This window comes from Streptomyces sp. LE64, assembly GCF_052606915.1.
In genome coordinates this window covers 1889867-1912125 of the sequence record NZ_CP199708.1, presented here as the reverse complement: position 1 = coordinate 1912125, position 22259 = coordinate 1889867, and the positions used below count along the sequence as shown (strand labels likewise).

Sequence of the window (22259 nt, the reverse complement as noted above, 5' to 3'; positions counted from 1 at the left end):
ACGCTCACCACACGGTCACCTTGGGTGCCTGGTCGTGCCAGCCGCAGTTCACGGTGATCCGCTTGTCGCCCGAGGCGAACACCACCCGGATCCACTTGACCTCGGGCTTGTCGAACACCTCCACCGACCAGCCGGAGGCGGGCGTCGCGGACACCAACTCCGCCGAGACGACCCCCATGTCGAAGACGACCCGGCCGCCCTCCGTGCTGGTGGCCTTGATCGCGCTCGGTGCGGACCCGGACGAACCCATCTGCTCCGAGACCCCCGTGTCCTCGGGCTCCCGGGTGGCGGGCTTGCCCCGTTCGGTGGCCGAGGTGGTGGGCGGGGCGCTCGGTTGCCCGGCCGGCGGGCGGTCGCCGCTCGACGCGGCGGTCGGCGTCCGCGGCTGGGAGGGCGTGGAGGGTCGCTCCGGCGAGGGCCGCTCCTTCGCCGCCGGCCGCTCCTCGCGCTCTTCCTCGTCGTCGTCATCGTCGTCGTCCGGTGCGGGGAGCGGCAGCGCCAGCGGTGGATCGTAGGCCGTTCCGGACATGACCGTGTGCACGCCCCACCACGACAGCGTGACCGCTGCGCCCGTCGCGAGCGTCCAAGCCGAGAAGTGAAGGAGTCCCCTGCGCATCGTCGGCCATCCTGCCCCACTCCACCCCCCGCTGTCGCCCCCTCGGACGTCCTCGGCCGTCTTCGTCCGGATCGGACGAGGGGTCACCCACATGGCGTACGGTTGCCGCCCATGGCACGTGTGCTCGTGGTCGAGGACGATCAGTTCGTCCGCTCGGCCCTCATCCGGCATCTCACCGAGGCGTCCCATACGGTACGCAGCGTCGGAACGGCCCTGGAGGCGCTACGCGAAGTGGCGCATTTCTCCTTCGACCTGGTCATCCTGGACCTCGGCCTACCCGATCTGGACGGCTCCGAGGCGTTGAAGATGCTGCGCGGACTGACCGACGTCCCCGTGATCGTGGCGACCGCACGCGACGACGAGAACGAGATCGTCCGCCTCCTCAACGACGGCGCCGACGACTACCTGACGAAACCGTTCTCGGTGGAGCACCTCTCGGCCCGGATGGCCGCGGTGCTCCGACGCTCCCGCGGCGGCACCGCCGAGGCCCCGCCCAGCCGGGTCATCCAGGTGGGCGGACTCTCCATCGACCCGCTGCGCCGGCAGGCCGAACTCGACGGCCTCCCGCTCGACCTGACACGAAGGGAGTTCGACCTCTTGGCGTTCCTCGCCGGACGGCCCGGGGTGGTCGTCGCCCGCCGGGAACTGCTCGCCGAGGTGTGGCAACAGTCCTACGGCGACGACCAGACCATTGACGTCCATCTGTCATGGCTACGACGGAAACTGGGGGAGACCGCGGCCCGCCCGCGCTACCTCCACACCCTGCGCGGGGTCGGCGTGAAGCTGGAGCCGCCGCGATGAGATGGGCTCTCGTCAAGGTGTGCCTCGCGGTCACCACGATGGTCGTCGTCGCCTTCGCCGTCCCGCTCGGACTGGTCATCAAGGAGATGGCCCGCGACCGCGCCATCTCCGACGCGGAACGACAGGCCGCCGGATTCGGGCCGATGCTCACCATCACCACCGACCCCAAGCAACTCGCCGGGGCCGTCGCCACCACCTGGCCCGGGGACAAGGGACGGATGGCCGTCCACGTTCCCGTCTCCGAGCGGCACACGGCCTTCACCGTGGGCACCTCGCGCGTCAGCGAACAGATGCTGGCCAAGGCCAGGTCGGCCAGCAGGGCCGTCATCCTCCCCGTCGAGGGCGGCTCCGCGCTGATGCACATCGTGGCCATCGGCGGCGGCAAGATCGCCGTCGTCGAGGTGTTCGTCCCCGACGCCGAGGTCAGCAACGGCGTCGTCATGGCCTGGCTGGTGCTCGGCGGCGTCGGCATCGGACTCGTCATCGGCTCGGTGGCCGTCGCCGACCGCCTCGGCGGCCGGATGGTGCAGCCCGCCCAACGGCTGGTGCGCGCCGCCGGTGAACTCGGCGAGGGCAAACTCGGCGCCCGGGTGCCCGAGGAGGGGCCGAAGGAACTACGGCTCGCCGCCGTCGCGTTCAACTCCATGGCCGACCAGGTCGTCCAACTCCTCGCCAACGAACGGGAACTGGCCGCCGACCTCTCGCACCGGCTGCGGACCCCGCTGACCGTGCTGCGGCTCAACGCGGCCAGCCTCGGCGACGGCCCCGCCGCCGAACAGACCCGGGCCGCCGTGCACCAGCTCGAACGCGAGGTCGACACCATCATCCGCACCGCCCGGGAGGCCAAGCCGCAGACCGCCGCGGCCGGGCCCGGGGCCGGCTGCGACGCCGCCGAGGTGATCCGGGAACGGATGGACTTCTGGTCGGCGCTCGCCGAGGACGAGGGGCGCAAGGTGCGGGTCGCCGGGGTGGAGCGCCCGGTCCGCATCCCGGTGGCACGTGCCGATCTGGTCGCTGCCCTGGACGCCCTGCTCGGGAACGTCTTCCGGCACACCCCGGAGGGCACCGCCCTCGCGGTGGACGTCCACAACGGCGAGGACGCGGTCATCGTGCTGGTCTCCGACGCCGGCCCCGGCATCGACGACCCCACCACGGCGATGGCCCGCGGCTCCGGCTCCGGCAAGGAGGGCTCCACCGGCCTCGGGCTGGACATCGTGCGCCGGATGGCCGAGGCCACCGGCGGCGACGTCCGGATCGGCCGCTCGGTGCTCGGCGGTACGGAGGTCCGGGTGTGGATCCAGGTGGGCGCCGCCCGCGTGGAGGGCCGAGGCCACCGGGGCAAGGTCCGCAAGCGCCGGTTCGCCCTGCGTCGCGCCTGAGGCCGGGCGGGCGGGCCCCCACCGCGTTCCGTACAGGCCCCCGCCCCGCGATCCCCGCGGACCCGTACCGCCCGCGCCGTACGCACCGCCCCGCGCGGTGCGCGACGCGCCGAGGGCCACCACCGCACCCGCCGATCCCACCGACCCGGGCGGTAGGCACCCCGCCGGCCCCGACGGCTGCCCCCGTGGGCGTGTGACCCCCTCGTCACCGCAGGTGAGACGTCCCGGCGGGCCCCTGGGAGAACCCCAGGAGCCCGCCGGGATTCCCTTTTCGCTCTCCCATGTGGTCCTTAAGAGCGGCATAAGAAGCAACCCGGAGACGTCCGAGGGGGCGATTTGCCGGACTCGGAGTCGCTAGCGTGCTGACCGCGCCCCTCCCCCAGGGGGACGCCGCACCCCGTACCCCGAGACAGGGAAACCCCATGACCACGACACTGCGACACCGGACCGGCCACCGCCCCCCAGCGGCCACCGTGCCCGCCGCGGGCGTCGTCGTCACCCGGGGCGCCCGCCGTCCCACGGGTACGGCCCGAGCCGTGACGTTCGTCGCCGCGCAGCACGCCCCCAGCACCCGGCCGGGCGGTTACCCCGGCCGATGCGCGACGACGAACCGACCGGCCGCCCACCCGACGGAACGGACCCCCACGTCCCGCCCGTCGGACACCGGACTCGACTCCCCGCGGGACGCGACCGCCACGGTCGACGGACAGCACCCCACCGCGCGGACCGCCTTCCCGAGCACGGGATCGAGTTCCGGCCGGACCACCCACGCCGGGTCCACCGCCCCCCACGGCACGGACCCGGCGGCCCGGCCGCTCAACCCCGCCCACCGAGCCCCCGAGGACGGCCCCACACCGTCGCCCGGTCGGCCCGCGGGCACCACCCCCACCGCGAGTGGCACCCCCACACCGCTCGTGCCCCCCACACGGTCCCGCCCCCCGCGGGCGGGACCACCACGGTGATCACCTCGTACGCGGACGCATCCCCCCACACCGCGCACGACCCGGCGGACCGGCCATCCACACCGGTCCGCCGGGGACCGGCCCCGCCCGCACCGAGGCGGTCGCCGTCCGATCCACCGCCAGGGTCCAGGTTCCGCACCGGAACACCCCCACTGGATTCCCCCCACCTGGTCACCCCCAGACCGGGCCGGCCCGGGGCCCCCTTCCTCCACGCCCCGGCCGGCCCGCCCCCCACGCACCACCCCAGGGGAGCATCGAGCCCCTGACCCCCTCCCGGTGAACCCCACCTACCGGAACGCCGCGCGAGGAACACCCACAGAAGAAGACGAATCGCCACAACCCCCACCCAAGATGCGCCCCGGTCGACACTTCCCCCCACGCGACCGGGGCGCACCGGGCTCAGTCCACCGAGCCCGGGTCCGGACCCGGCCCCGGACCCGGGCCCGGTATCCCTCAGGCCCCGTCGGCGCACCGCCGAACGGGGCCCGGTCGGAAGGCTGTTAGATTCCTGCCCTGCTGCGGGGCGGGTACCGCCGAACGGCGGTCCGGCGGACGACGCGGACCGCACGGCCGGCCGCTCGCGGGCACCCAGCGCCGCCGGCGGCCACCGTGCCGCCGACGACACCCGGACCGGCCCCCGACGGCGGAGCGACTACGGGAGGTTGCGGGCGCATGAGGGTTCTGGGTACGAGTCGACGGGGCTCCGGGCGCCCCACGCTGGAAGAGGTCGCCGCCCGCGCGGGCGTCGGACGGGGCACCGCGTCCCGGGTGATCAACGGTTCGCCACGGGTCAGCGACACCACCCGGGCCGCCGTCCAGGCTGCCATCGCGGAACTGGGCTACGTCCCCAACACCGCGGCCCGGGCCTTGGCCGCCAACCGCACCGACGCCGTCGCCCTGGTGGTCCCCGAACCCGAGGCACGCTTCTTCGCCGAGCCGTACTTCTCCGACATCCTGCGCGGCGTCGGCGCCGAACTCGCCGAAACCGAACTCCAGTTACTGATGGTCTTCGCCGGCAACGACCGCGAACGCCGCCGCCTGGCCCAGTACCTCTCCGCGCACCGCGTGGACGGCGTGCTGCTGGTCTCCGTCCACACCGACGACACCCTGCCCGACCTGCTGGCCCAACTCCGCATCCCCACCGTCATCAGCGGCCGTCGCACCGGCCGGGAGATGCTGCCGGCCGTCGACGCCGACAACCACACCGGCGCCCGCGCCGCCGTCGAGCACCTGCTCGCCCGGGGCCGCCGCCGCATCGCCCTCATCTCCGGTCGCCCGGACGTGTACGGCGCCGCCCGCCGCGTCGACGGCTACCGCGCGGCCCTGCGGTCGGCGGGCCACTGGGTCGACGACACGCTGATCGTCCCCGGCGACTTCACCGAACGCGGCGGCGAGCGCGCCATGACCCAACTCCTCGACCGACACCCCGAGGTGGACGCCGTCTTCGCGGCCTCCGACGTGATGGCCGCCGGCGCCCGCCGGACACTGCGCGCCCGGGGCCGCCGCATCCCCGACGACGTGGCCCTCGTCGGCTTCGACGACTCCGCCATCGCCCGCCACATGGACCCGCCGCTGACCAGCGTGCGCCAACCGGTCGAGGAGATGGGCCGCCGCATGGTCGACGTCCTCCTCGGCGAGATCGCCAAGGACCCCCGGGTCCGTCGCCACGGCAACGGCCCCCAACTCGTCCTGCCCACCGAACTCGTGGTCAGGGAATCCACCTGACGGCACCGGCGGCGGGGCGGGCTCAGACGGCCCGCACGGCGCCGAGGGCGAGTGCGCCGAGGAGTGCGGCGATGCTCAGGACGCAGAGGAACTGGTCCGTTCGAGGGCTCACCGCACTGCTCGGCGCAAGAGTGCGGTGACGGCTTGGGGTGGGCAGAGTTGTTGGCTGTTGGGTGGGATGATCCAGTGGCAGCGGTGGTGGGTGGTGGGGTGGGTGAGGTCGGGGCGGGGGAGGCCGAGGTAGGTGTTGGTGCCGAGGTAGCGGGTGTGGGGGTGGTTGATGGGTGGGGTGTGGGGTGGGATGAGGGCGTAGTGGTGGTGGGTGGTGCGGTCGGTGAGGACGGGGCCGTGGAGGGTGTGGGTGAGGTAGATGCGAATTTGCTCGGGTTCGCGGGTGCGGGCGGCGGTGTGGACGAGGTTGGTGGGCATCCGGACGGCGGCGAAGGCGTGCCCGCAGGGGACGAGGGCGATGCTCCGCCGCAACCACTGCTCCTGCACCTCCCGCGCCGACAGGACGGCCGCCAAGGGGTGGACGTTCATGGGGCGGGCTGCTCCAGGGTGGCGAAGTGGGCCCGGTCCGCTGACTTCCACGCCCGTCGCAACTCCTTGCCCTTCGGGCAACCGATCGGATCGGGCAGGCAGGCGTCACACGTCCCGACATGGCTGAGGTAGGCACGCCAGGCTGCCCGTTCCACTTCCTCCGCAGCGCGGGCCGGTTCGGTGCACCGCCGGTGGATCGCCCCACCCGGCACCTCGTCGGAGAGTTCCCGCACCTCGATCGGCTCACGACACTGCACGCACAGGTTCAGCATGCGCTCGCCCCCACCGACACCGTCACACCATCCGCCCCGGCCAAGGCGGCCAAGGCCCGCAACACCACCACCAGTCGACGCTCGCCGAGGTGCTCCACCTGCCACAACGGCACCAGCCTCGGGAAACTGACCGCCACCACGAAGTCCAGGAAGGCCCGTTCACTCGCGTCCAACACCAACGAGTTCCGGTACCGGGCCTCGAACCGCGGCCAATCACAGGAAGCAGACGCCCTGGTGTCGACGACGAGGAGGTCCCGCACGTCCCCTCGCGCGAGAACGTCGCCCTCCTCGATCAGCGCGGCGACGGCCACCCGCTCGGTGGGGCCACGGGTCCCGGCCCAGACGGTGAGACGGTCGGTCAGGAGTTCGGTCGTTGCTAGGAGGTCAGTCCCAGACATTTCCTTGAGTTCGTTCATTGCCGCACAACCTTCGCTACTCTCTGTCGCGGGCCCACTGCGTGTGGCTCGACAGTAGAGAAGCCAGGCAGGTCAACCCAGTGACCACCAGTACGGGTTGGTCGGCTGCCATGCGCGGAATGAGGGCGTCCATGAGCAGAGGGCGATCACATGGACTGACCACCGGTCAGGGAATCGGTCGAGTATCACGCGTCGGTGTCGTCTCCGGCCACGCCCTTAGAGTCATCCGCGAACAACTCGGCCTCACCCAGGATGCCCTCGCCGAGCGCCTTGGGGTGTCCGTCGATACCGCCGCAGGGTGGGAGTCCGGGCGGCGCCCGGTGATCGCCATGCCGGTCTGGCAGATGCTCAAGCACCGGCGCGCTCTCATGCGGATGGGCGCCGCTCCCGCGCTTCTGTCCGTTCTGGAGAGAGCAGGGGAGGCTGACGCCTTGCTGACCGGTTGCCTGGATGAAGCAGCCGATGACGGCGAAGTCCCCATCGGTTCGTGTGTATTGCGGCGGGATCTCGTCGAAGTGCTGACCTGGCCGCTCAACGGCGTGAAGCCCAATGCATTGCGTTCCCTTGCTCTTCCCGCACGTACCCGTAGAGGACCAGTGCCGGACGGACCGGAACTATCCGTTGACGAGCGGTCCCGCTTCTTCGAGGTGATGAGGTGGACAGCCGAGCACGCGCGTGACGACTTCCTGTTGCGGCGACAGGCCCTGTACTTGGCGGGGTTCGACGAGGACCGGACCAAGTCGGACTGGCTCGGGCACCAGCAGCGCTCCGAACGTCCTCAGGGATGGCTCGAATCCTGGCTCAATGCACGCTCGGTTGCCGCTGTGGCCGCGCGGCAAGGAGACCACGAACCCATGCGCCACTTCATCGCGAAGACACTGGCCGATGATGCGGGAAGGGCAGCCAACCTCAACTACTGGGCCTATTGGGTGGGTGAGTACCAAGAGGTCCAACTGTCAGATGACTTTATTGGCGACCGGGCACTGGGAGGTTGGTCGGGCGGGCGTTTGTTCCAGCACCTGACGTCCGGGCTTGATCCATCACACGGGTTCTTCGAGCTGAACGTCCATTCGTTGTGGTCCTTGATTGCTGTCCGCCCCGCCCTGTTACGAACGAACCCGACCTCCAACGATGTCCTGTGCGCACAACTGCACGTGCTGTTGGATGGCCACGGGCTCATTCCCCGAGTCCGTCAGGAGCTGGAGAGCATCCGCTACGCACTGCGCCTGGTCCAGGCGTGAAGGGAGCATGACGTGAGTGACCGCGATCTGAGCCGGGTGGCGCATTTCCTGTACGAGGCGGGGACGTTGAAGAACGCGCGGCGTACGGGGTGGTGGATGGCGGGGGTGCGGGATCCGGAGAGCGTGGCCGAGCACGCGTGGCGGACTTCGTTGATCGCTTCGGTCATCGCGCCGTTGGAGGGTGCCGATCCGGCCCGTGCGGCGTTGCTCGCGGTGTGGCACGACACCCAGGAGACCCGTACCGGCGACGTCAACCACCTCGGCAAGCGCTACGCCGCGCCCGGTGACCCCCGGACCGTCACCGCCGACCAGACCACCGGCATGCCCGACGCCCTCACCACCCCCGTCCGCGCCTGGATCGACGAGTACGAGACCGGCGACACCCCCGAAGCGCGCTGCGCCAAGGACGCCGACAAACTCGAATGCCTCCTCCAGGGCATCGAGTACCGCGCCCGCGGCCACGCCGACGCCCAACGCTGGATCGACAACAGCCGCGCCCGCCTCACCACCGCCACCGCCCAGCACCTCGCCGACGCCCTCCTCGCCCAGGACACCCTCGACTGGCTCCACACCGCCATGGGGCAGAGGAAACAGCGCTGAACCCGAACCCACACCGCCCCCTACGATGCCCGGATGACCCACCACGCACCGCCCGTCACGGGGCCGGAGTTCTTCGACGTCGATCGTGTCCGACTCACGGAGGTGGCGCCGCCGGTGCTGTCGCCCGCGCTGGTGGCGGCGCGGGACCGGGTGTGGGAGGAGGCCGTGCGGGCCAATCCGGAGCTGTTCGACGGGCCCGTGGTGGCCTGTGCGGGGCTGGCGTCGGACGGGCCGGGCGGGCTGGTGCTGGAGTGGTCGCGGGCGACCTACCGGCACCGGTGGCTGCGCCGGCTGCCGGGTGCGGTCGGGGCCCTGCCCTCGTTGTTCGTCGGGGTGGTGCAGCCGGTGGAGGACGGGCGGGTGCTGGTCGTGCGGATGGCGCCGTGGACCTCGGCTCCGGGACGGTGGCAGTTGCCGGGCGGCTCGGTGGAGCCGCCGGCCCCGGGCGGGGTGCTGGACGGGACGGCGCTGGCCCGGGAGGCGGCCCGGGAGCTGGTGGAGGAGCTGGGGGTGGTGGTGGATCACGGGGAACTGGAGCTGGCGGGGGTCACCCGGGCCCGTGGGGGCGGGGTCGGGGCGCTGTACCTGGCGCCGCCGCGGTCCGAGGCCGAGCTGCGGGCGGGCTTCGCGGGGCTGGTACGGGCCGAGCGCGCCCGGGGGCGGGAGCCGGAGCTGGTGGAGTTGGTGTTCCTCGGGTCCGTGGCCGAACTGTCGGGGCTGACCGGCCCGCGCGCCGACTACCTGGTGCCGGTGCTCGAACGGGAGGGACGGAGGACCCGGTGAGCCCGGGCAAACGCTGAGGGCCGACCCGCCGGAGCGGATCGGCCCTCAGACCCATCAGGGTGAGTGACGGGACTTGAACCCGCGACATCCTGGACCACAACCAGGTGCTCTGCCAGCTGAGCTACACCCACCACGAGCGGCGGTTTCCCTTGCGGTTCACCGACCGGCCGAGAAAAAGTGTACAGGGTCCGGGAGGGTGCTCGTGCACCCGTTTCTCAGGGGGTGGGGGCGGTGGGCACCACGTGGCGGGCGGCGATCGTCCGGGCCGTCTCCGAGTCGGGTCCGGGCTGCGGGACGAAGACCGCCTCGCGGTAGTAGCGCAGCTCGGCGATCGACTCGCGGATGTCGGCGAGGGCCCGGTGGTTGCCGCTCTTGTCGGGGCTGTTGAAGTACGCCCTCGGGTACCAGCGCCGGGCCAGCTCCTTGACCGAGGAGACGTCCACGATGCGGTAGTGCAGGAAGGACTCCAGCTCGGGCATGTCACGCGAGAGGAACCCGCGGTCGGTGCCGACGGAGTTCCCGCACAGGGGGGCCTTGCCGGGTTCCTTCACGTGGGCGCGCACGTAGGCGAGGACCTGTTCCTGGGCGTCGGCCAGGGTGGTCCCGCCCGCCAGCTCGGCGAGGAGGCCCGAGGCGGTGTGCATCTGCCGCACCACCTCGGGCATGGTCTCCAGCGCCTCGTCGGGCGGGCGGATCACGATGTCCACCCCGTCGCCGAGGACGTTCAGCTCGGAATCGGTGACCAGTGCGGCCACCTCGATGAGCGCGTCGTTCGCCAGCGAGAGTCCGGTCATCTCGCAGTCGATCCACACCATGCGATCGTTCATGCGCCTTACCCTACGGCGCGCTCCGCTGACCGGGCAGGCTCGGGCGGCCCATCAGGCCCGATGCGTAGAGGTCCGCACCGGACACGTGGCGCCCCGGGTCGTTGGCCAGGGCCGGGTGGCCCAGGGCACCGGTGGGTGCCGAGGCCCGCCGGGACTGCACCGGGACCGGGTTCTCCGGTCCGGGCAGCGACCCGGCGTCGAGCAGCTTCTCGCCCTGCGGCCGGCGCGCCCGGTAGGCGGCCCGGTACGCGGCGGGCGAGGAGCCCAGCTGGCGCCGGAAGTGTCCGCGCAGGGCGACGGGGGAGCGGAAGCCGCAACGGCCCGCCACCTCGTCGACCGAGTAGTCGGACGTCTCCAGGAGCCGCTGCGCCTGGAGGACCCGCTGGGTGATCAGCCACTGGAGGGGTGCGCTGCCGGTCAGCGAGCGGAACCGGCGGTCGAAGGTCCGGCGGCTCATGTAGGCGCGGGCGGCCAGGGTCTCCACGTCGAACTGCTCGTGCAGGTGCTCCAGCGCCCAGGCGACGACCTCCGCGAGCGGGTCGGCGCCGATCTCCTCTGGTAAAGACCTGTCGAGGTAGCGCTCCTGACCGCCGCTGCGCCGGGGCGGCACGACCAGACGCCGGGCGAGGGCGCCGGCGGCCTCGTTGCCGTGGTCGGTGCGCACGATGTGCAGGCAGAGGTCGATGCCCGCGGCCGTGCCCGCGCTGGTGAGGACGTCACCGTCGTCGACGAACAGTTCCCGCGGGTCCACGTGGACCGAGGGGTACCGTTTGGCGAGGGTCGGTGCGTACATCCAGTGGGTGGTGGCCGGCCGGCCGTCGAGGAGGCCGGCGGCGGCCAGCACGAAGGCACCCGTGCACAGGCCGACGATCCGGGCGCCCTCCTCGTGGGCGCGGCGCAGCGCGTCGAGCGCCTCCTCGGGCGGCGGCGCGGTGATCGACCGCCAGGCCGGGACGACGACGGTGCCCGCGCGGGCGATCGCCTCCAGGCCGTGCGGCGCGCTGAGTTCGAGTCCGCCGGTGGTGCGCAGCGGTCCGTCCTCGCCGGCGCTCACCAGCAGTCGGTAGCGCGGCACGCCGGCGTCCTGCCGGTCGATGCCGAACACCGACAGCGGGATCGAGCTCTCGAAGATGGGGCCGCCGCTGAACAGCAGCACCGCGACTATTTCCCTGCGCCGCCGTCCGGAGAGCTTCCGGACGGCGACGTCGGTCGTGGCTGCGGAGTCGTGGCTCATGGCGCTAAGCCCCCCTCGGTGGTCGCGGCGTCCCTGACGTGTCGGGCCTGTCGCTCCAGCACAATTCCCCTCGGTACCTGCACGAGTCCCCCGCCGTAAGACAGTCAAGATCGAATCTACTGCGTTGCGGGGTGCCTACGTGACCACTTCTGCACCCCGGCGCATTGTCGACATGGCAACTTGGCGTGAAGCATTCGATCACGAAGCGTGTCGCCGTGGGAGTGCGCAGGGAAGCGCGCATGCGGCGCATGGCCGGTCCGCGTAGGGTGCGAATCTGGCTGCTGGTCCTTTCTTCCCAGGTGGAGGTGGGTGCGGAAGGGGTCCGGGCCAAAGGAAGTACCCCCTGGCCAAGTTGGCTGAAATCTTATGGGTCAGTGCGCGGGAATTGGTCAGCTCGCCGGTGTGCGCCGGGGAGGTGAAGGGTGTGCCGACCATCGGTCCCGGAGCGGGGGTGTCCGGTGGTTCCCGTGCGGTGGCCGGGGTCGGGCCCGGGGGTTCGATGTGATGGGCTCCGTTTCGTGCGGACGGGTGCGGCTCGTGCCGGTTGCTCCTGCGAGCCGGCCGCCCGGGGCGGGTGGGGTCCGGGGAGTCGTCCGTTCCGGGATCGTGCCAGCGCACCGCCACCATCACGGGGTGGCGGACGGGGGACGGGTGGGGGCTGGGGCGGCGTTTGCACCTCCCCCATCAGGAGTTCGCAAAGATCAAAGCACGGGGGCCCTGTGTCGCCGCTCTGGCGTGCCATCTGTGCGCCCCCTGTGCGCTGCCGTGCGCCCGCCTGACGGTGTGCGCCGGTGGGGGAGCACGGGTGGCGGTCGATGGGCGGGGCGCCGTCCAGGGGGGTGAGATGATGTATGCGTACCACGCATAACGCCTGTATCGGGCAGGTAAGGTCGTCTGGTTTTGAACCAACTCCTGTCCGAGACCGCACCCCTTCGGAGCGGGAAGCGGCTGTACCCGGCAGCCACCATTGCCAGCGGGGCGGCGGCTCGTGCATGCTCCGGGGTGCGCCGCCGCGGCGCGGTGCGCAACGGTGCGCGCAGTCCGTGCGGCCCGCCCGGGTGCCGTGCGGTCCCGCTGGGCAGGAGGGGAGTGTCGCCGTACCCTTGGGGGTATGGGGTTGGGAAGATGATTCCCGGACACGGCTCCGGGTATCGGAGCGTTATCCCCAACCCTGGTGGTTCCTCCGGTTCCGCCACCTCCGCCCGGACCGGCCGATCGGCTCTCCTGGCACCCTGGACACCTTGACAGCCGCATCCCCGAGAAGACAGCGAACACCGCAAGCAGCCGCCCCTCCTCAGAGGATCTCCTTCGTCGAGACACCCATGGCCGGTCACGAATCCTTCGAACCCGCGGACCGCAAGCGTCAGGTCGCCGATCCGGCGGCCGACCCGTTGGCGGCGGAAGACGCACGCCACCCCTGCGATCCAGCCTTCCGTCACGGAGTCGTCGTCGGCTTCGACGGGTCCACCTCCAGCGAGCGCGCCCTCGCCTACGCCATCGGCATGGCCCACCGCTCCGGCTCCGGACTGATCATCGTGCACGTCGCCAACAGGCTGCCCACCACGGTGTGGGCGGGGTGCGAACCCCCGGTCTTCGTGGACGTGCCCGACCACCGCACCGAGGTGCTCGGCCTCGAACTGGCCTGCGCCGACTACCTCGCCGAGGTCCCCTGGATCCTCGTCGAACGCGGCGGGGACATCTGCCACGAACTGGAGGAGGTCGGCTGCGAGTACGAGGCCGACGCCATCGTCGTGGGCTCCACGCACGGCATCGTCGGACGCCTCTTCGGTTCCGTCGCCGGTCGGCTCGCCCGTCGGGCCAAGCGCCCCGTCATCGTCATTCCGTAGCGGCCCGCACCGACCCGCAACTTCCCCGTCCCGTAGGTCACTTCGCCCGCTCCCGCATCCGCCGGTGCATGCGCCCCAGCCGTTCCAGCGCTGATTGCGCCGGGCGTGCGCGGGTGCGCCAGGTCGACAAATCTACTCGTGCGTAGGGAGTGGAACGCGCCTCCGCCGCGGGTACAACGCGCACACGGGTCGTCACCCTCGGCCCCACACCACGCAGCACGACTGCATGTGAAGGGAGCCCGCCGTGAACAGTCCAGTCCCAGCGGGAAGCAGCACCGCCGCCCTCGGCCATCTCGCGCTCGGCCTCACCCTGTTGGCCTTCGGCATCGGCCACACCGGGATCATCGACGGGGTGACCGCCGCCGACGCGGTCGCCCCCGCCACCTACGTCGGGGGCATCACCCTGTTCCTCGCCGGTCTGTTGGCCCTGCGCGACCACGACGCCTTCACCGGCACCGCCTTCGCCGCCTTCGGCGCCCTCTGGTTCACCTGGGGCGTCGGCGCGGACGGACTGGTCAGCCACAACGCGGCCGGACTCTTCCTGCTGCTGTTCGCCCTCGTCGCCCTCAGCCTCACCGCCGCCGCACCGCGCGACGCCCTGCTGATCGGCGGCGCCTACGGACTGACCGCCGTGGCCCTGCTGCTGCTCGCCGTCGGGCAGTTCGCCGAGTCGGGCACCCTCGCCGAGGTCGGCGGCTGGTTCGCCGCCGTGGCGGGCCTCGCGGCCTGGTACGCGGCCACCGCCGCCCTCGCCCACTGGCCCACCGCGCTCCCGCGACGCGCCGCCGGCCGGGGGGTGACGGCCACCGGCTGAGACGGTGACGGGCCGGCGGCGGTGCGCCACCGGCCCGAACGGCGGTGATCCCCGTGCGACCCCGGCGGCCCGCACGGGGATCACCGGCCCGGTCCCCGGGCGACGCGTCCCTACTCCACGGTCACGGACTTGGCCAGGTTGCGCGGCTTGTCGATGTCCCGGCCGAGCGTCAACGCCGTGTGATAGGCGAGGAGTTGCAGCGGAATGCCCATGAGGATCGGGTCCAGCTCGTCCTCGTTCTTGGGGACGACGATGGTCCGGTCCGCCTTCTCCTGCTCCTGGTGGGCCACGGCGAGGATGCGCCCGCTGCGGGCCTTGATCTCCTCCAGCGCCGCGCGGTTCTTCTCCAACAGGTCGTCGTCGGGCACGATCGCCACGGTCGGCAGCGCCGGCTCGATCAGTGCCAGCGGGCCGTGCTTCAACTCCGAGGCCGGATACGCCTCGGCGTGGATGTACGAGACCTCCTTGAGCTTCAGGGACGCCTCCCGGGCCACCGGGTAGCCGCGCACCCGGCCGATGAACATCATCGAGCGGGCCTCGGCGAAGCCTTGGGCCAGCTTCTTGATCTCGTCCTCCTGCTTGAGGATCTCCGCGATCTGGCCGGGCAGCCGGCGCAGCCCCTCGATCATCCGCTTGCCGTCCGCCACCGACAGGTCGCGGGTGCGGCCCAGGTGCAGGGCGAGCAGGGCGAAGGCCACGGTGGTGTTGGTGAAGCACTTGGTGGACACCACGCACACCTCGGGACCGGCGTGCACGTACACCCCGCCGTCGGCCTCCCGCGCGATGGCGGACCCCACCACGTTGACCACGCCGAGCACCCGGGCGCCCTTGCGCTTCAGCTCCTGCACGGCGGCCAGCACGTCGTAGGTCTCGCCGGACTGGGAGACCGCGACGTAGAGGGTGTCCGGGTCCACGACCGGGTTGCGGTAGCGGAACTCGGAGGCCGGCTCGGCGTCGGCCGGGATGCGGGCCAGCTCCTCGATCATCTGGGCGCCGATCATGCCCGCGTGGAACGACGTGCCGCAGCCGAGGATCTTCACCCGGCGCACCGCGCGGGCCTCCCGGGCGTCCAGGTTCAGCCCGCCCAGGTGGACGGTGGAGAACCGGTCGTCGATCCGGCCCCGCAGCACCCGGTCCACGGCCTCGACCTGCTCGTGGATCTCCTTGTGCATGTACGTGTCGTGGCCGCCCATGTCGTAGGACTCGGCCTCCCACTCCACGGTGGTCGGCGAGGCGGTGGTGCGGGTGCCCTCGGTGGTGTACGTGCGGAAGTCGTCGGCCTTCAGCGTCGCCATCTCGCCGTCGTCGAGGGTGACGACCTGCCGGGTGTGGGTGACCAGCGCGGCCACGTCGGAGGCGACGAACATCTCCTTCTCGCCGATGCCGAGCACCACCGGGGAGCCGTTGCGGGCGACCACGATCCGGTCCGCGAAGTCGGCGTGCAGCACGGCGATCCCGTAGGTGCCCTCGACCAGGCGCAGCGCGGCGCGGACCTTCTCCTCCAGGGTGGGGGCCTCGCTACGGCCGATCAGGTGGGTGAGCACCTCGGTGTCGGTCTCGGAGCGGAACTCCACGCCCTCGGCGGTCAGCTTGGCCCGCAGGTCGGAGGCGTTGTCGATGATGCCGTTGTGGACCACGGCGACCTTGCCGGAGCCGTCCAGGTGGGGGTGCGCGTTCGCGTCCGAGGGGGCGCCGTGGGTGGCCCAGCGGGTGTGGGCGATGCCGGTGGTGCCGTGGAAGCGCTTGGGGACCTTGGCCTCCAGGTCCCGGACCCTGCCCTTGGCCTTGACCATCTTCAGCCCGCCGGTCTTCGGGCCGGTGATGACGACGCCCGCCGAGTCGTACCCGCGGTACTCCAGTCGCTGGAGGCCCTCCAGGAGCAACGGCGCCACATCGCGCTTGCCGATGTATCCCACGATTCCGCACATAGAACGTGTTCCCCTATATTCCTGTCGCTCGGACGGCCGCGCGGGGCCGGGGCGTACCCCGGGCCCGGCCTGGCGGGTGCCCCCGTCAGCCGTAGACGATGCGGCGCAGCTGCCTCAGTGAGAGGGTCGGCGGCGCGACCGCACGGTAGTTCAGGTCCGCCGAGATCCGTTCGAAGATCTCCGCGTTCACCAGGCCCTGACCCTGGAGTTCGCGGTGGCGGCGACGGACGTACTGCTCGGTCGTCTCGTCGAAGTACGCGAGGACGTCCTGGACCACCCGGAGCGCCTCGCCGCGGTTCAGCGGCGTGCTGCGGGTCAGATGATCGACCAGGTCGTCGTGCACTCGATGATCCTGGGCGACCGCTTCGGGGTTTCGCAAGAATCCTGCCCGATTTCGGGCAGGATTCCGCTCGATTGCCGGTCAGGTGCCGTTCGTGCGGAGGTGGGAAGCTCCTCCCCCGTGGCCCGCATCACATCCGGCGCAGCACCGCCTGCTTGGCGACGCTGAACTCCTCCTCCGTCAGCACCCCCGCCTGCCGCAGCTCGCCCAGCTCCCGCAGCCGCCGCAGCAGGGCGTCGTGGTCGTCCTCGACGGGCCTGGCCGCCTCCGGCTCCGGGCCCGTCGGCGACAGCTCCCTACGGGGCTCGTCCCCCCGGGCCGGCGCCGAGGGGTGCGGCAGCCGCGCCTGCACCGCGGCGGCGATCAACGCCATCAGCGGATCCCGGCGGAAGCCCCACAGGACCACCGCGTGCGGGTCGTACTTCGGCGGGGCCTTCGTCGGCGGGACGTTCTTCAGGGTGAACCGGATGAAGCCGTTCTCCAACCCCACCGCCGGCTGCCACTCCACCGCCTGCACGGTGTCCACCGGCATCGACCGGGTGCCCGCCGCGGCCTTGGCCTCCTCGGTCTTCCAGTTCCACTCCAGCCGCACGTGCTCCCCGTCGAAGCTCGCCGAACCGTCGCCCGCCTGCACCGACAACGGCACCGCGGGCCCGGCCAGCAGATAGCCGTCCGTCGGCCCGGCCGGCACCTCGTCCAGCAGCAGCGCGTTGCGGACCTCGTCCACGAAGTACTCGGCGACCCCGCCCCGGTCCGGCTCCACCGTCAACTGGTACGGGTCCATCCCGTCCGTCAGCTGCCCGCCCGCCGCCTGGAGCAGCGGATCGGCGCCCTCCCGCAGCCGCAGCCGCAGCCGTCCCGCCTTGCGGCCCGGCTCGAAGGAGACGCCCGCCACCGCCTCCAGGGGCACGGCCAGTTCGCCCAGGGTCCGGCGCAACAGGCTCACGGCCTTGTCCCGGCCCGGCACCAGCCGCACCGTGCCGCCGTCGAAGGTCCAGGTCCCGTCGCGCTGGATGATTTCCGCCATACGGGGATTCTCCCATCCGTCCCGCGGGGTAGAAGGTGGAACCGTCGAGGGGTCCACGGGTGCGGACCGGACCGCTCGCCGCCGCTCGCCCCCGCCCGCCCGGGCGGGGCCGGAACACCTCGAAGGGACCGCAGGTGAACCCCCGTCACAGAGAATCGTCCGTGCTCCTCGGCTCGCTGCTGCTCGCCACCGGCAGCCCGGGCGCCGTCGAACCGGGGGAGGGCGGCGGCGCCGCGCCGCCCTCGACCCCCGCCCTGGGCCGGGTCATACCCGCGCCCGCCTCCGTCGAGCCGCGCAGCACCCCCTACCGGATCACCGCCGACACCCGCATCCGCACCCGGGGCGCGCCCGGGGTGCAGGAGGTCGCCGACCACCTCGCCGCACTGCTGCGCCCCTCCACCGGCCATCCGCTGCCCGTCGAGGAGGACGTCCCGGACGGCATCCGGCTGCTGCTCACCGACGGCGAACCGGACCTCGGGGACGAGGGCTACCTGCTGGACAGCGGCCCCGAGGCGGTGACGATCACCGCCCGCCGGCCGGCCGGACTCTTCTACGGGGTGCAGACCCTGCGCCAACTGCTGCCCGCCGCGGTGGAGGAGCGCACCGAACAGCCCGGCCCCTGGACGGTGCCCGGCGGCACCGTCCGCGACGTGCCCCGCTACGGGTACCGGGGCGCCATGCTCGACGTGGCCCGCCACTTCTTCACCGTCGACCAGGTCAAGCGCTACGTCGACCAGCTCGCCCTCTACAAGCTGAACACCCTCCACCTGCACCTCACCGACGACCAGGGCTGGCGCATCGCCGTCGACTCCTGGCCCGAGCTGACCACCAAGGGCGCCGCCACCCAGGTCGGCGGCGGCGCGGGCGGCCACTACACCAAGGACGAGTACCGGGAGATCGTGCGGTACGCCGCCGCCCGCCACCTGGAGGTCGTCCCCGAGATCGACATGCCCGGCCACACCCACGCCGCCCTCACCGCCTACCCCAAGCTGAACCCCGACGGCGAGGCCCCCGAGCCGTACACCGGAGTCGAGGTCGGCTTCAGCACGCTGTGCGTCCCCGAGGAGGTCACCTACCACTTCGTGGACGACGTGGTGCGCGAGGTCGCCGAACTCACCCCCGGTGACCTCCTGCACATCGGCGGGGACGAGGCCGACGCCACCCCCAAGGACGAGTACGCCCACTTCATGGACCGGGCCCAGGCCCTGGTCACCCGGCACGGCAAGACGGTCATGGGCTGGCACCAGCTCGCCGGCGCCCGACCCGTCGCCGGCGCCGTCATCCAGTACTGGGGCTACGACGCCACCTCCGAGGAGGAACGCCGACAGGTCGTGGACGCGGCCCTCGCCGGCGCCAAGGTGGTGCTCTCCCCGGCCGACCGCTCCTACCTCGACATGAAGTACACCGAGGCCACCGAACTCGGCCTGGACTGGGCGGGCCGGGTGGAGGTGCGCCGCTCCTACGACTGGGACCCGGCCACCTACCTCGACGGGCTCCCCGAGGAGGCGCTCCTCGGCGTCGAGGCGCCCCTGTGGACGGAGACCCTGGCCACCTCTGCGGAACTGGAGGTCATGGCCTTCCCGCGGCTGCCCGGCATCGCCGAACTCGGCTGGTCCCCGCGCGCCACCCACGACTGGGACGGCTACCGGCAGCGGCTCGCCGCCCAGGCGCCCCGCTGGGACGCCCTCGGCATCCGCTACCACCGCTCCCCGCAGGTGCCCTGGCCGCAGCAGTAGCCGCCGCGGGCGGCGGGGCGCCGGCCGCCGGGGTGCGCGTCACTCCGCGCCGGCGCCCTCCGCCCGCATCCGGTCCTCCGACATGCCGCGCCGCCAGTAGCCGGTGAACGTCACCGCCCGCCGGTCCAGGCCCCGTTCGCCCACCAGGTGGCGGCGCAGCTCCTTCACCGTGCCGGCCTCCCCGGCGAGCCACACGTACGGCGCCCGGGCCGCCGGGAACTCCGCGGCCCGGATCGCCGCCGGGCCCGCGGGCGCGCCCCGCCCGGTCACCAGCCAGGTGACCTCGGCGTGGGTGGCCAGCGGCTGCCGGTCGTCCTCGTGCCGCACCTCCAGCCAGGCCACTCCCCGCATCCCGGACGGCAGCGACTCCAGGATCGCGCCCGCCGCCGGCAGCGCCGTCTCGTCGGCCCACACCACCACCAGGTCGGTGCCGTGCGGCGGACGGAACTTCACCGCCCGGTTGTCCGCGACCGCCGGCCCGTACAGCAACACCCGGTCGCCCGGCACCGCACCGGCCGCCCAACGGGCCGCGGGACCCGCGCCCCCCGAACCCCCGGCGCCGTGCAGGGCGAAGTCGACGTCCACCTCGGTGGTGCCGTCCGGGCGCACGCGCTGCGCCCGCAGCGTGTAGGTGCGCATCACCGCCCGCTCCGCCTCCGGCAGCGCCCGCCACGCCTGCCACCAGTCGTGGCCCGCCTCGACCGGGACGACCGGCTCCGACTGACCCGGGTGCGGCAGGAACAGCGACACGCTCTGGTCCAGCCCGCCGGACGCCACCTCCGCCAGCTCGGGCCCGCCGAAGGTGACCCGCACCAGGGACGGCCCCAGCGGCGCCACCCCGATCACGCTGGCGCGGAAGAAACGGAACGCGGTGGCCACGGCGGCGGGCACGGGGCTCAACTCCCATCGGTGCGGGGGCGGCGCCGTGCGGTGGGGCCCGGCGCCCTGCTCTCGCCAGGCAGGTTAGCCCACCCTAAGTACCCGGGGAACGGGGCCGGTCCGCATGTGCGCTACGTCTCGCACCCGGCCCGGCGCCCTTCGCTCAGCCGGTGAGCCCCAGCTCGCGGGCGATCAGCATCCGCTGCACCTCGCTGGTGCCCTCGCCGATCTCCAGGATCTTGGAGTCCCGCCACATCCGGGCCACCGGGTACTCGTTCATGAACCCGTACCCGCCGTGCACCTGCGTCGCCTCCCGGGCGTTGTCCACCGCCACCGTCGACGAGTACAGCTTCGCCAGCGCGGCCTCCTTCTTGAACGGCTCCCCGGCCACCAGCCGGCTGGCCGCGTCCCGCCACGCCAGCCGGGCCGTGTGCGCCTTCACCTCCATGTCCGCGATCTTGAACTGGATCGCCTGGAAGGAGCCGATGGCCCGCCCGAACGCCTGCCGCTGCTTGGCGTACTTCACCGACTCGTCCACGCACCCCTGCGCCAGCCCGGTCGCCAACGCGGCGATCGCGATCCGGCCCTCGTCCAGGATGCGCAGGAACTGCGCGTACCCGCGGCCCTCCTCGCCGAGCAGGTTCGCCGCCGGCACCCGCACGTCCGAGAACGCCAACTCCCGCGTGTCGGAGGCGTTCCAGCCGACCTTGGAGTACGGGGCCCCCACCGTGAACCCGGGCGTCCCGGACGGCACCAGGATCGCCGAGATCAGCGGGGACCCGTCCGGCGTGCGGCCGGTCACCGCGGTGACCGTCACCAGGCCGGTGATGTCGGTGCCGGAGTTGGTGATGAAGCACTTGGTGCCGTTGATCACCCACTCGCCGCTCGCCCCGTCCAGCCGGGCCGTGGTGCGGGTGGCGCCCGCGTCGGACCCCCCGTCCGGCTCCGTCAGGCCGAAGGCGCCCAGCACCTCGCCCGAGCACAGCCGGGGCAACCAGGTCCGCTTCTGCTCCTCCGTGCCGAACAGGTGCAGCGGCATCGCCCCCAGCGACACCCCCGCCTCCAGGGTGATCGCCACCGAGGAGTCCACCCGGGCCAACTCCTCCAGCGCCACGCCCAGCGCCAGGTAGTCGCCGCCCATCCCGCCGTACTCCTCCGGGAACGGCAGGCCGAACAGCCCCATGCGGCCCATCTCGCGCACGATCTCGTACGGGAACTCGTGCCGCTCGTAGTAGTCGCCGATCTTCGGCGCCACCACGTCGTGGGCGAACTCCTCGACAGTGCGCCGCAGTTGCTCGTGCTCCGGGGCGAGCCGGTGGTCCAGCGTCATCGCGATTCCTCCTGGGGTGCCCCGATCAGGGCGCGGACGGTACGGGACGGGCTGGGGCGACCCAGCCGCTTCGCCAGCCAGGCGCTGGTGGCGCTCAACCGGTCGAGGTCGACACCGGTGTCGATGCCGAGGCCGGACAACATCCACACGAGGTCCTCGGTGGCCAGGTTGCCGGTGGCGGACTTCGCGTACGGGCAGCCGCCGAGCCCGCCCGCCGAGGCGTCGACGGTGGCCACCCCGTGCTGGAGGGCGGCCAGGGTGTTCGCCAGCGCCTGCCCGTAGGTGTCGTGGAAGTGCACCCCGAGCCGGTCCGTGGGCACCCCCGCCCCGTTCAACCGGGCCAGCAGCGCCAGCACGTGGCCCGGGGTGGCCACCCCGATGGTGTCGCCGAGGCTGAGCTCGTCGCACCCCATGTCCAGCAGCGCCCGGCACACCTGCACCACCCGGGCGATCGGCACCGGGCCCTCCCACGGGTCGCCGAAGCACATCGACAGGTAGCCCCGCACGTGCACCGGGCCGTGCCCGCCGCTCTTGGCCCGGGCCACCACCGGCTCGAACATCGCCAGCGACTCGTCCACCGTGCGGTTCAGGTTGGCCCGGGCGAAGGACTCGGTGGCACTGGCGAACACGGCGATCCGCCGTGCCCCCAGGGCCAACGCCCTCTCCAGACCGCGGGCGTTGGGCACCAGCACCGGTAGCGCGACGCCCCGTTCCTCGTGCAACTCCCGTACCTGCGGGTACAGTTCCTCCGCGTCGGCGAGCTGCGGCACCCACTCGGGGCGGACGAAGCTGGTGACCTCGATGGTGGTCAGCCCCGCGTCCGCGAGCCGCCGCACGAACTCGGCCTTCACCTCGGTGGGCACGTTCACCGACTCGTTCTGGAGCCCGTCGCGCGGCCCCACCTCGTGGATCCGCACCCGCGCCGGCAGATCCGCCGCCGGCACCCGCATCGGCAGCCCGGC

The 22259-nt window shown here is 72.4% G+C and carries 21 protein-coding genes and 1 tRNA gene; 9 read left to right on the top strand and 13 right to left on the bottom strand.

Annotated features, from left to right (window positions below; all coding sequences use genetic code 11):
• Nucleotides 1-4 precede the first annotated feature (4 nt).
• On the bottom strand, nt 5-616 hold the full coding sequence (locus tag ACSMX9_RS08450) for a hypothetical protein (protein WP_445401269.1): 612 nt from the start codon (nt 614-616) through the stop codon (nt 5-7).
• A gap of 111 nt (nt 617-727) precedes the next feature.
• Between ACSMX9_RS08450 and ACSMX9_RS08445 the strand changes: the two genes are divergently transcribed.
• The 3 genes from ACSMX9_RS08445 (at nt 728) to ACSMX9_RS08435 (ending at nt 5483) form a co-directional block, all read left to right on the top strand.
• Nucleotides 728-1417: a response regulator transcription factor gene (locus tag ACSMX9_RS08445; protein ID WP_351246413.1), complete on the top strand. Its 690-nt coding sequence runs from the start codon at nt 728-730 to the stop codon at nt 1415-1417.
• Entirely contained in the window at nt 1414-2796 is a 1383-nt protein-coding gene (locus ACSMX9_RS08440; protein WP_351246415.1) for a sensor histidine kinase, read from the top strand. The genes ACSMX9_RS08445 and ACSMX9_RS08440 overlap by 4 nt, the downstream gene beginning before the upstream one ends.
• Before the next feature lie 1634 nt (nt 2797-4430).
• Nucleotides 4431-5483, top strand: a complete 1053-nt coding sequence (locus ACSMX9_RS08435) for a LacI family DNA-binding transcriptional regulator (RefSeq protein ID WP_445401267.1) — start codon at nt 4431-4433, stop codon at nt 5481-5483.
• Nucleotides 5484-5591: 108 nt separating this feature from the next.
• Here ACSMX9_RS08435 and ACSMX9_RS08430 read toward each other — a convergent pair whose 3' ends face one another.
• From ACSMX9_RS08430 to ACSMX9_RS08420, 3 genes are read right to left on the bottom strand one after another with little or no spacing between them, the layout of a single operon-like run.
• Nucleotides 5592-6023, bottom strand: coding sequence for a hypothetical protein (locus ACSMX9_RS08430; RefSeq protein WP_445401265.1), 432 nt, complete (start codon nt 6021-6023; stop codon nt 5592-5594).
• Nucleotides 6020-6295 carry a hypothetical protein gene (locus tag ACSMX9_RS08425; protein ID WP_445401263.1) on the bottom strand — a complete coding sequence of 92 codons (276 nt, stop codon included), beginning with the start codon at nt 6293-6295 and terminating at the stop codon, nt 6020-6022. The genes ACSMX9_RS08430 and ACSMX9_RS08425 overlap by 4 nt, the downstream gene beginning before the upstream one ends.
• Complete coding sequence (locus ACSMX9_RS08420) at nt 6289-6693, bottom strand: hypothetical protein (protein ID WP_445401261.1); 405 nt, start codon at nt 6691-6693, stop codon at nt 6289-6291. Before ACSMX9_RS08420 ends, ACSMX9_RS08425 begins: the two co-directional genes overlap by 7 nt.
• Before the next feature lie 149 nt (nt 6694-6842).
• On the opposite strand from ACSMX9_RS08420, the gene ACSMX9_RS08415 reads away from it, so the two are divergent.
• Genes ACSMX9_RS08415 through ACSMX9_RS08405 form a run of 3 tightly spaced genes read left to right on the top strand, consistent with a single transcriptional unit; the run spans nt 6843 to nt 9335 of the window.
• The gene (locus ACSMX9_RS08415; protein ID WP_445401259.1) at nt 6843-7952 is read left to right on the top strand and encodes a helix-turn-helix domain-containing protein; all 1110 of its coding nucleotides are present in this window, start codon (nt 6843-6845) and stop codon (nt 7950-7952) included.
• Between the two features lie 12 nt (nt 7953-7964).
• A complete protein-coding gene (locus tag ACSMX9_RS08410) occupies nt 7965-8552 on the top strand; it encodes an HD domain-containing protein (protein WP_445401257.1) in 588 nt (195 codons plus the stop codon).
• Between the two features lie 33 nt (nt 8553-8585).
• Nucleotides 8586-9335 carry an NUDIX domain-containing protein gene (locus tag ACSMX9_RS08405; RefSeq protein WP_445401255.1) on the top strand — a complete coding sequence of 250 codons (750 nt, stop codon included), beginning with the start codon at nt 8586-8588 and terminating at the stop codon, nt 9333-9335.
• A gap of 58 nt (nt 9336-9393) precedes the next feature.
• Here the strand turns inward: ACSMX9_RS08405 and ACSMX9_RS08400 are convergent.
• From ACSMX9_RS08400 to ACSMX9_RS08390, 3 genes are all read right to left on the bottom strand, one after another.
• A tRNA-His gene (locus ACSMX9_RS08400) sits at nt 9394-9466 on the bottom strand.
• An 84-nt stretch (nt 9467-9550) separates the two neighbouring features.
• Nucleotides 9551-10162 (bottom strand): oligoribonuclease, encoded by a 612-nt coding sequence (orn, locus tag ACSMX9_RS08395; protein WP_445401253.1) that lies wholly within the window; start codon nt 10160-10162, stop codon nt 9551-9553.
• 10 nt (nt 10163-10172) lie between these two features.
• Nucleotides 10173-11396 carry a helix-turn-helix domain-containing protein gene (locus ACSMX9_RS08390; RefSeq protein ID WP_445401251.1) on the bottom strand — a complete coding sequence of 408 codons (1224 nt, stop codon included), beginning with the start codon at nt 11394-11396 and terminating at the stop codon, nt 10173-10175.
• A 1322-nt stretch (nt 11397-12718) separates the two neighbouring features.
• On the opposite strand from ACSMX9_RS08390, the gene ACSMX9_RS08385 reads away from it, so the two are divergent.
• Nucleotides 12719-13243 carry a universal stress protein gene (locus ACSMX9_RS08385; RefSeq protein WP_445401249.1) on the top strand — a complete coding sequence of 175 codons (525 nt, stop codon included), beginning with the start codon at nt 12719-12721 and terminating at the stop codon, nt 13241-13243.
• Nucleotides 13244-13487: 244 nt separating this feature from the next.
• Entirely contained in the window at nt 13488-14057 is a 570-nt protein-coding gene (locus ACSMX9_RS08380) for a GPR1/FUN34/YaaH family transporter (protein ID WP_445401248.1), read from the top strand.
• Nucleotides 14058-14167: 110 nt separating this feature from the next.
• Here the strand turns inward: ACSMX9_RS08380 and glmS are convergent, their stop codons facing one another.
• The 3 genes from glmS to ACSMX9_RS08365 form a co-directional block, all read right to left on the bottom strand.
• A complete protein-coding gene (glmS, locus tag ACSMX9_RS08375) occupies nt 14168-15985 on the bottom strand; it encodes a glutamine--fructose-6-phosphate transaminase (isomerizing) (RefSeq protein WP_445401246.1) in 1818 nt (605 codons plus the stop codon).
• A gap of 85 nt (nt 15986-16070) precedes the next feature.
• Nucleotides 16071-16328 carry a hypothetical protein gene (locus ACSMX9_RS08370; protein ID WP_351246439.1) on the bottom strand — a complete coding sequence of 86 codons (258 nt, stop codon included), beginning with the start codon at nt 16326-16328 and terminating at the stop codon, nt 16071-16073.
• A gap of 127 nt (nt 16329-16455) precedes the next feature.
• A complete protein-coding gene (locus ACSMX9_RS08365; RefSeq protein ID WP_445401244.1) occupies nt 16456-17352 on the bottom strand; it encodes a DUF4429 domain-containing protein in 897 nt (298 codons plus the stop codon).
• Nucleotides 17353-17486: 134 nt separating this feature from the next.
• Here ACSMX9_RS08365 and ACSMX9_RS08360 point away from each other — a divergent pair, with 134 nt between their 5' ends.
• Nucleotides 17487-19088, top strand: a complete 1602-nt coding sequence (locus ACSMX9_RS08360; RefSeq protein WP_445401242.1) for a beta-N-acetylhexosaminidase — start codon at nt 17487-17489, stop codon at nt 19086-19088.
• A 39-nt stretch (nt 19089-19127) separates the two neighbouring features.
• On the opposite strand, the gene ACSMX9_RS08355 is transcribed toward ACSMX9_RS08360, so the two are convergent.
• The 3 genes from ACSMX9_RS08355 to ACSMX9_RS08345 all read right to left on the bottom strand — a co-directional run bounded on the left by ACSMX9_RS08355 (nt 19128) and on the right by ACSMX9_RS08345 (nt 22247).
• Nucleotides 19128-19988, bottom strand: coding sequence for a siderophore-interacting protein (locus ACSMX9_RS08355; RefSeq protein WP_445401240.1), 861 nt, complete (start codon nt 19986-19988; stop codon nt 19128-19130).
• A gap of 142 nt (nt 19989-20130) precedes the next feature.
• On the bottom strand, nt 20131-21291 hold the full coding sequence (locus ACSMX9_RS08350) for an acyl-CoA dehydrogenase family protein (RefSeq protein ID WP_445402933.1): 1161 nt from the start codon (nt 21289-21291) through the stop codon (nt 20131-20133).
• A 2-nt stretch (nt 21292-21293) separates the two neighbouring features.
• Nucleotides 21294-22247: a hydroxymethylglutaryl-CoA lyase gene (locus ACSMX9_RS08345; protein WP_445402932.1), complete on the bottom strand. Its 954-nt coding sequence runs from the start codon at nt 22245-22247 to the stop codon at nt 21294-21296.
• Nucleotides 22248-22259: the final 12 nt, after the last annotated feature.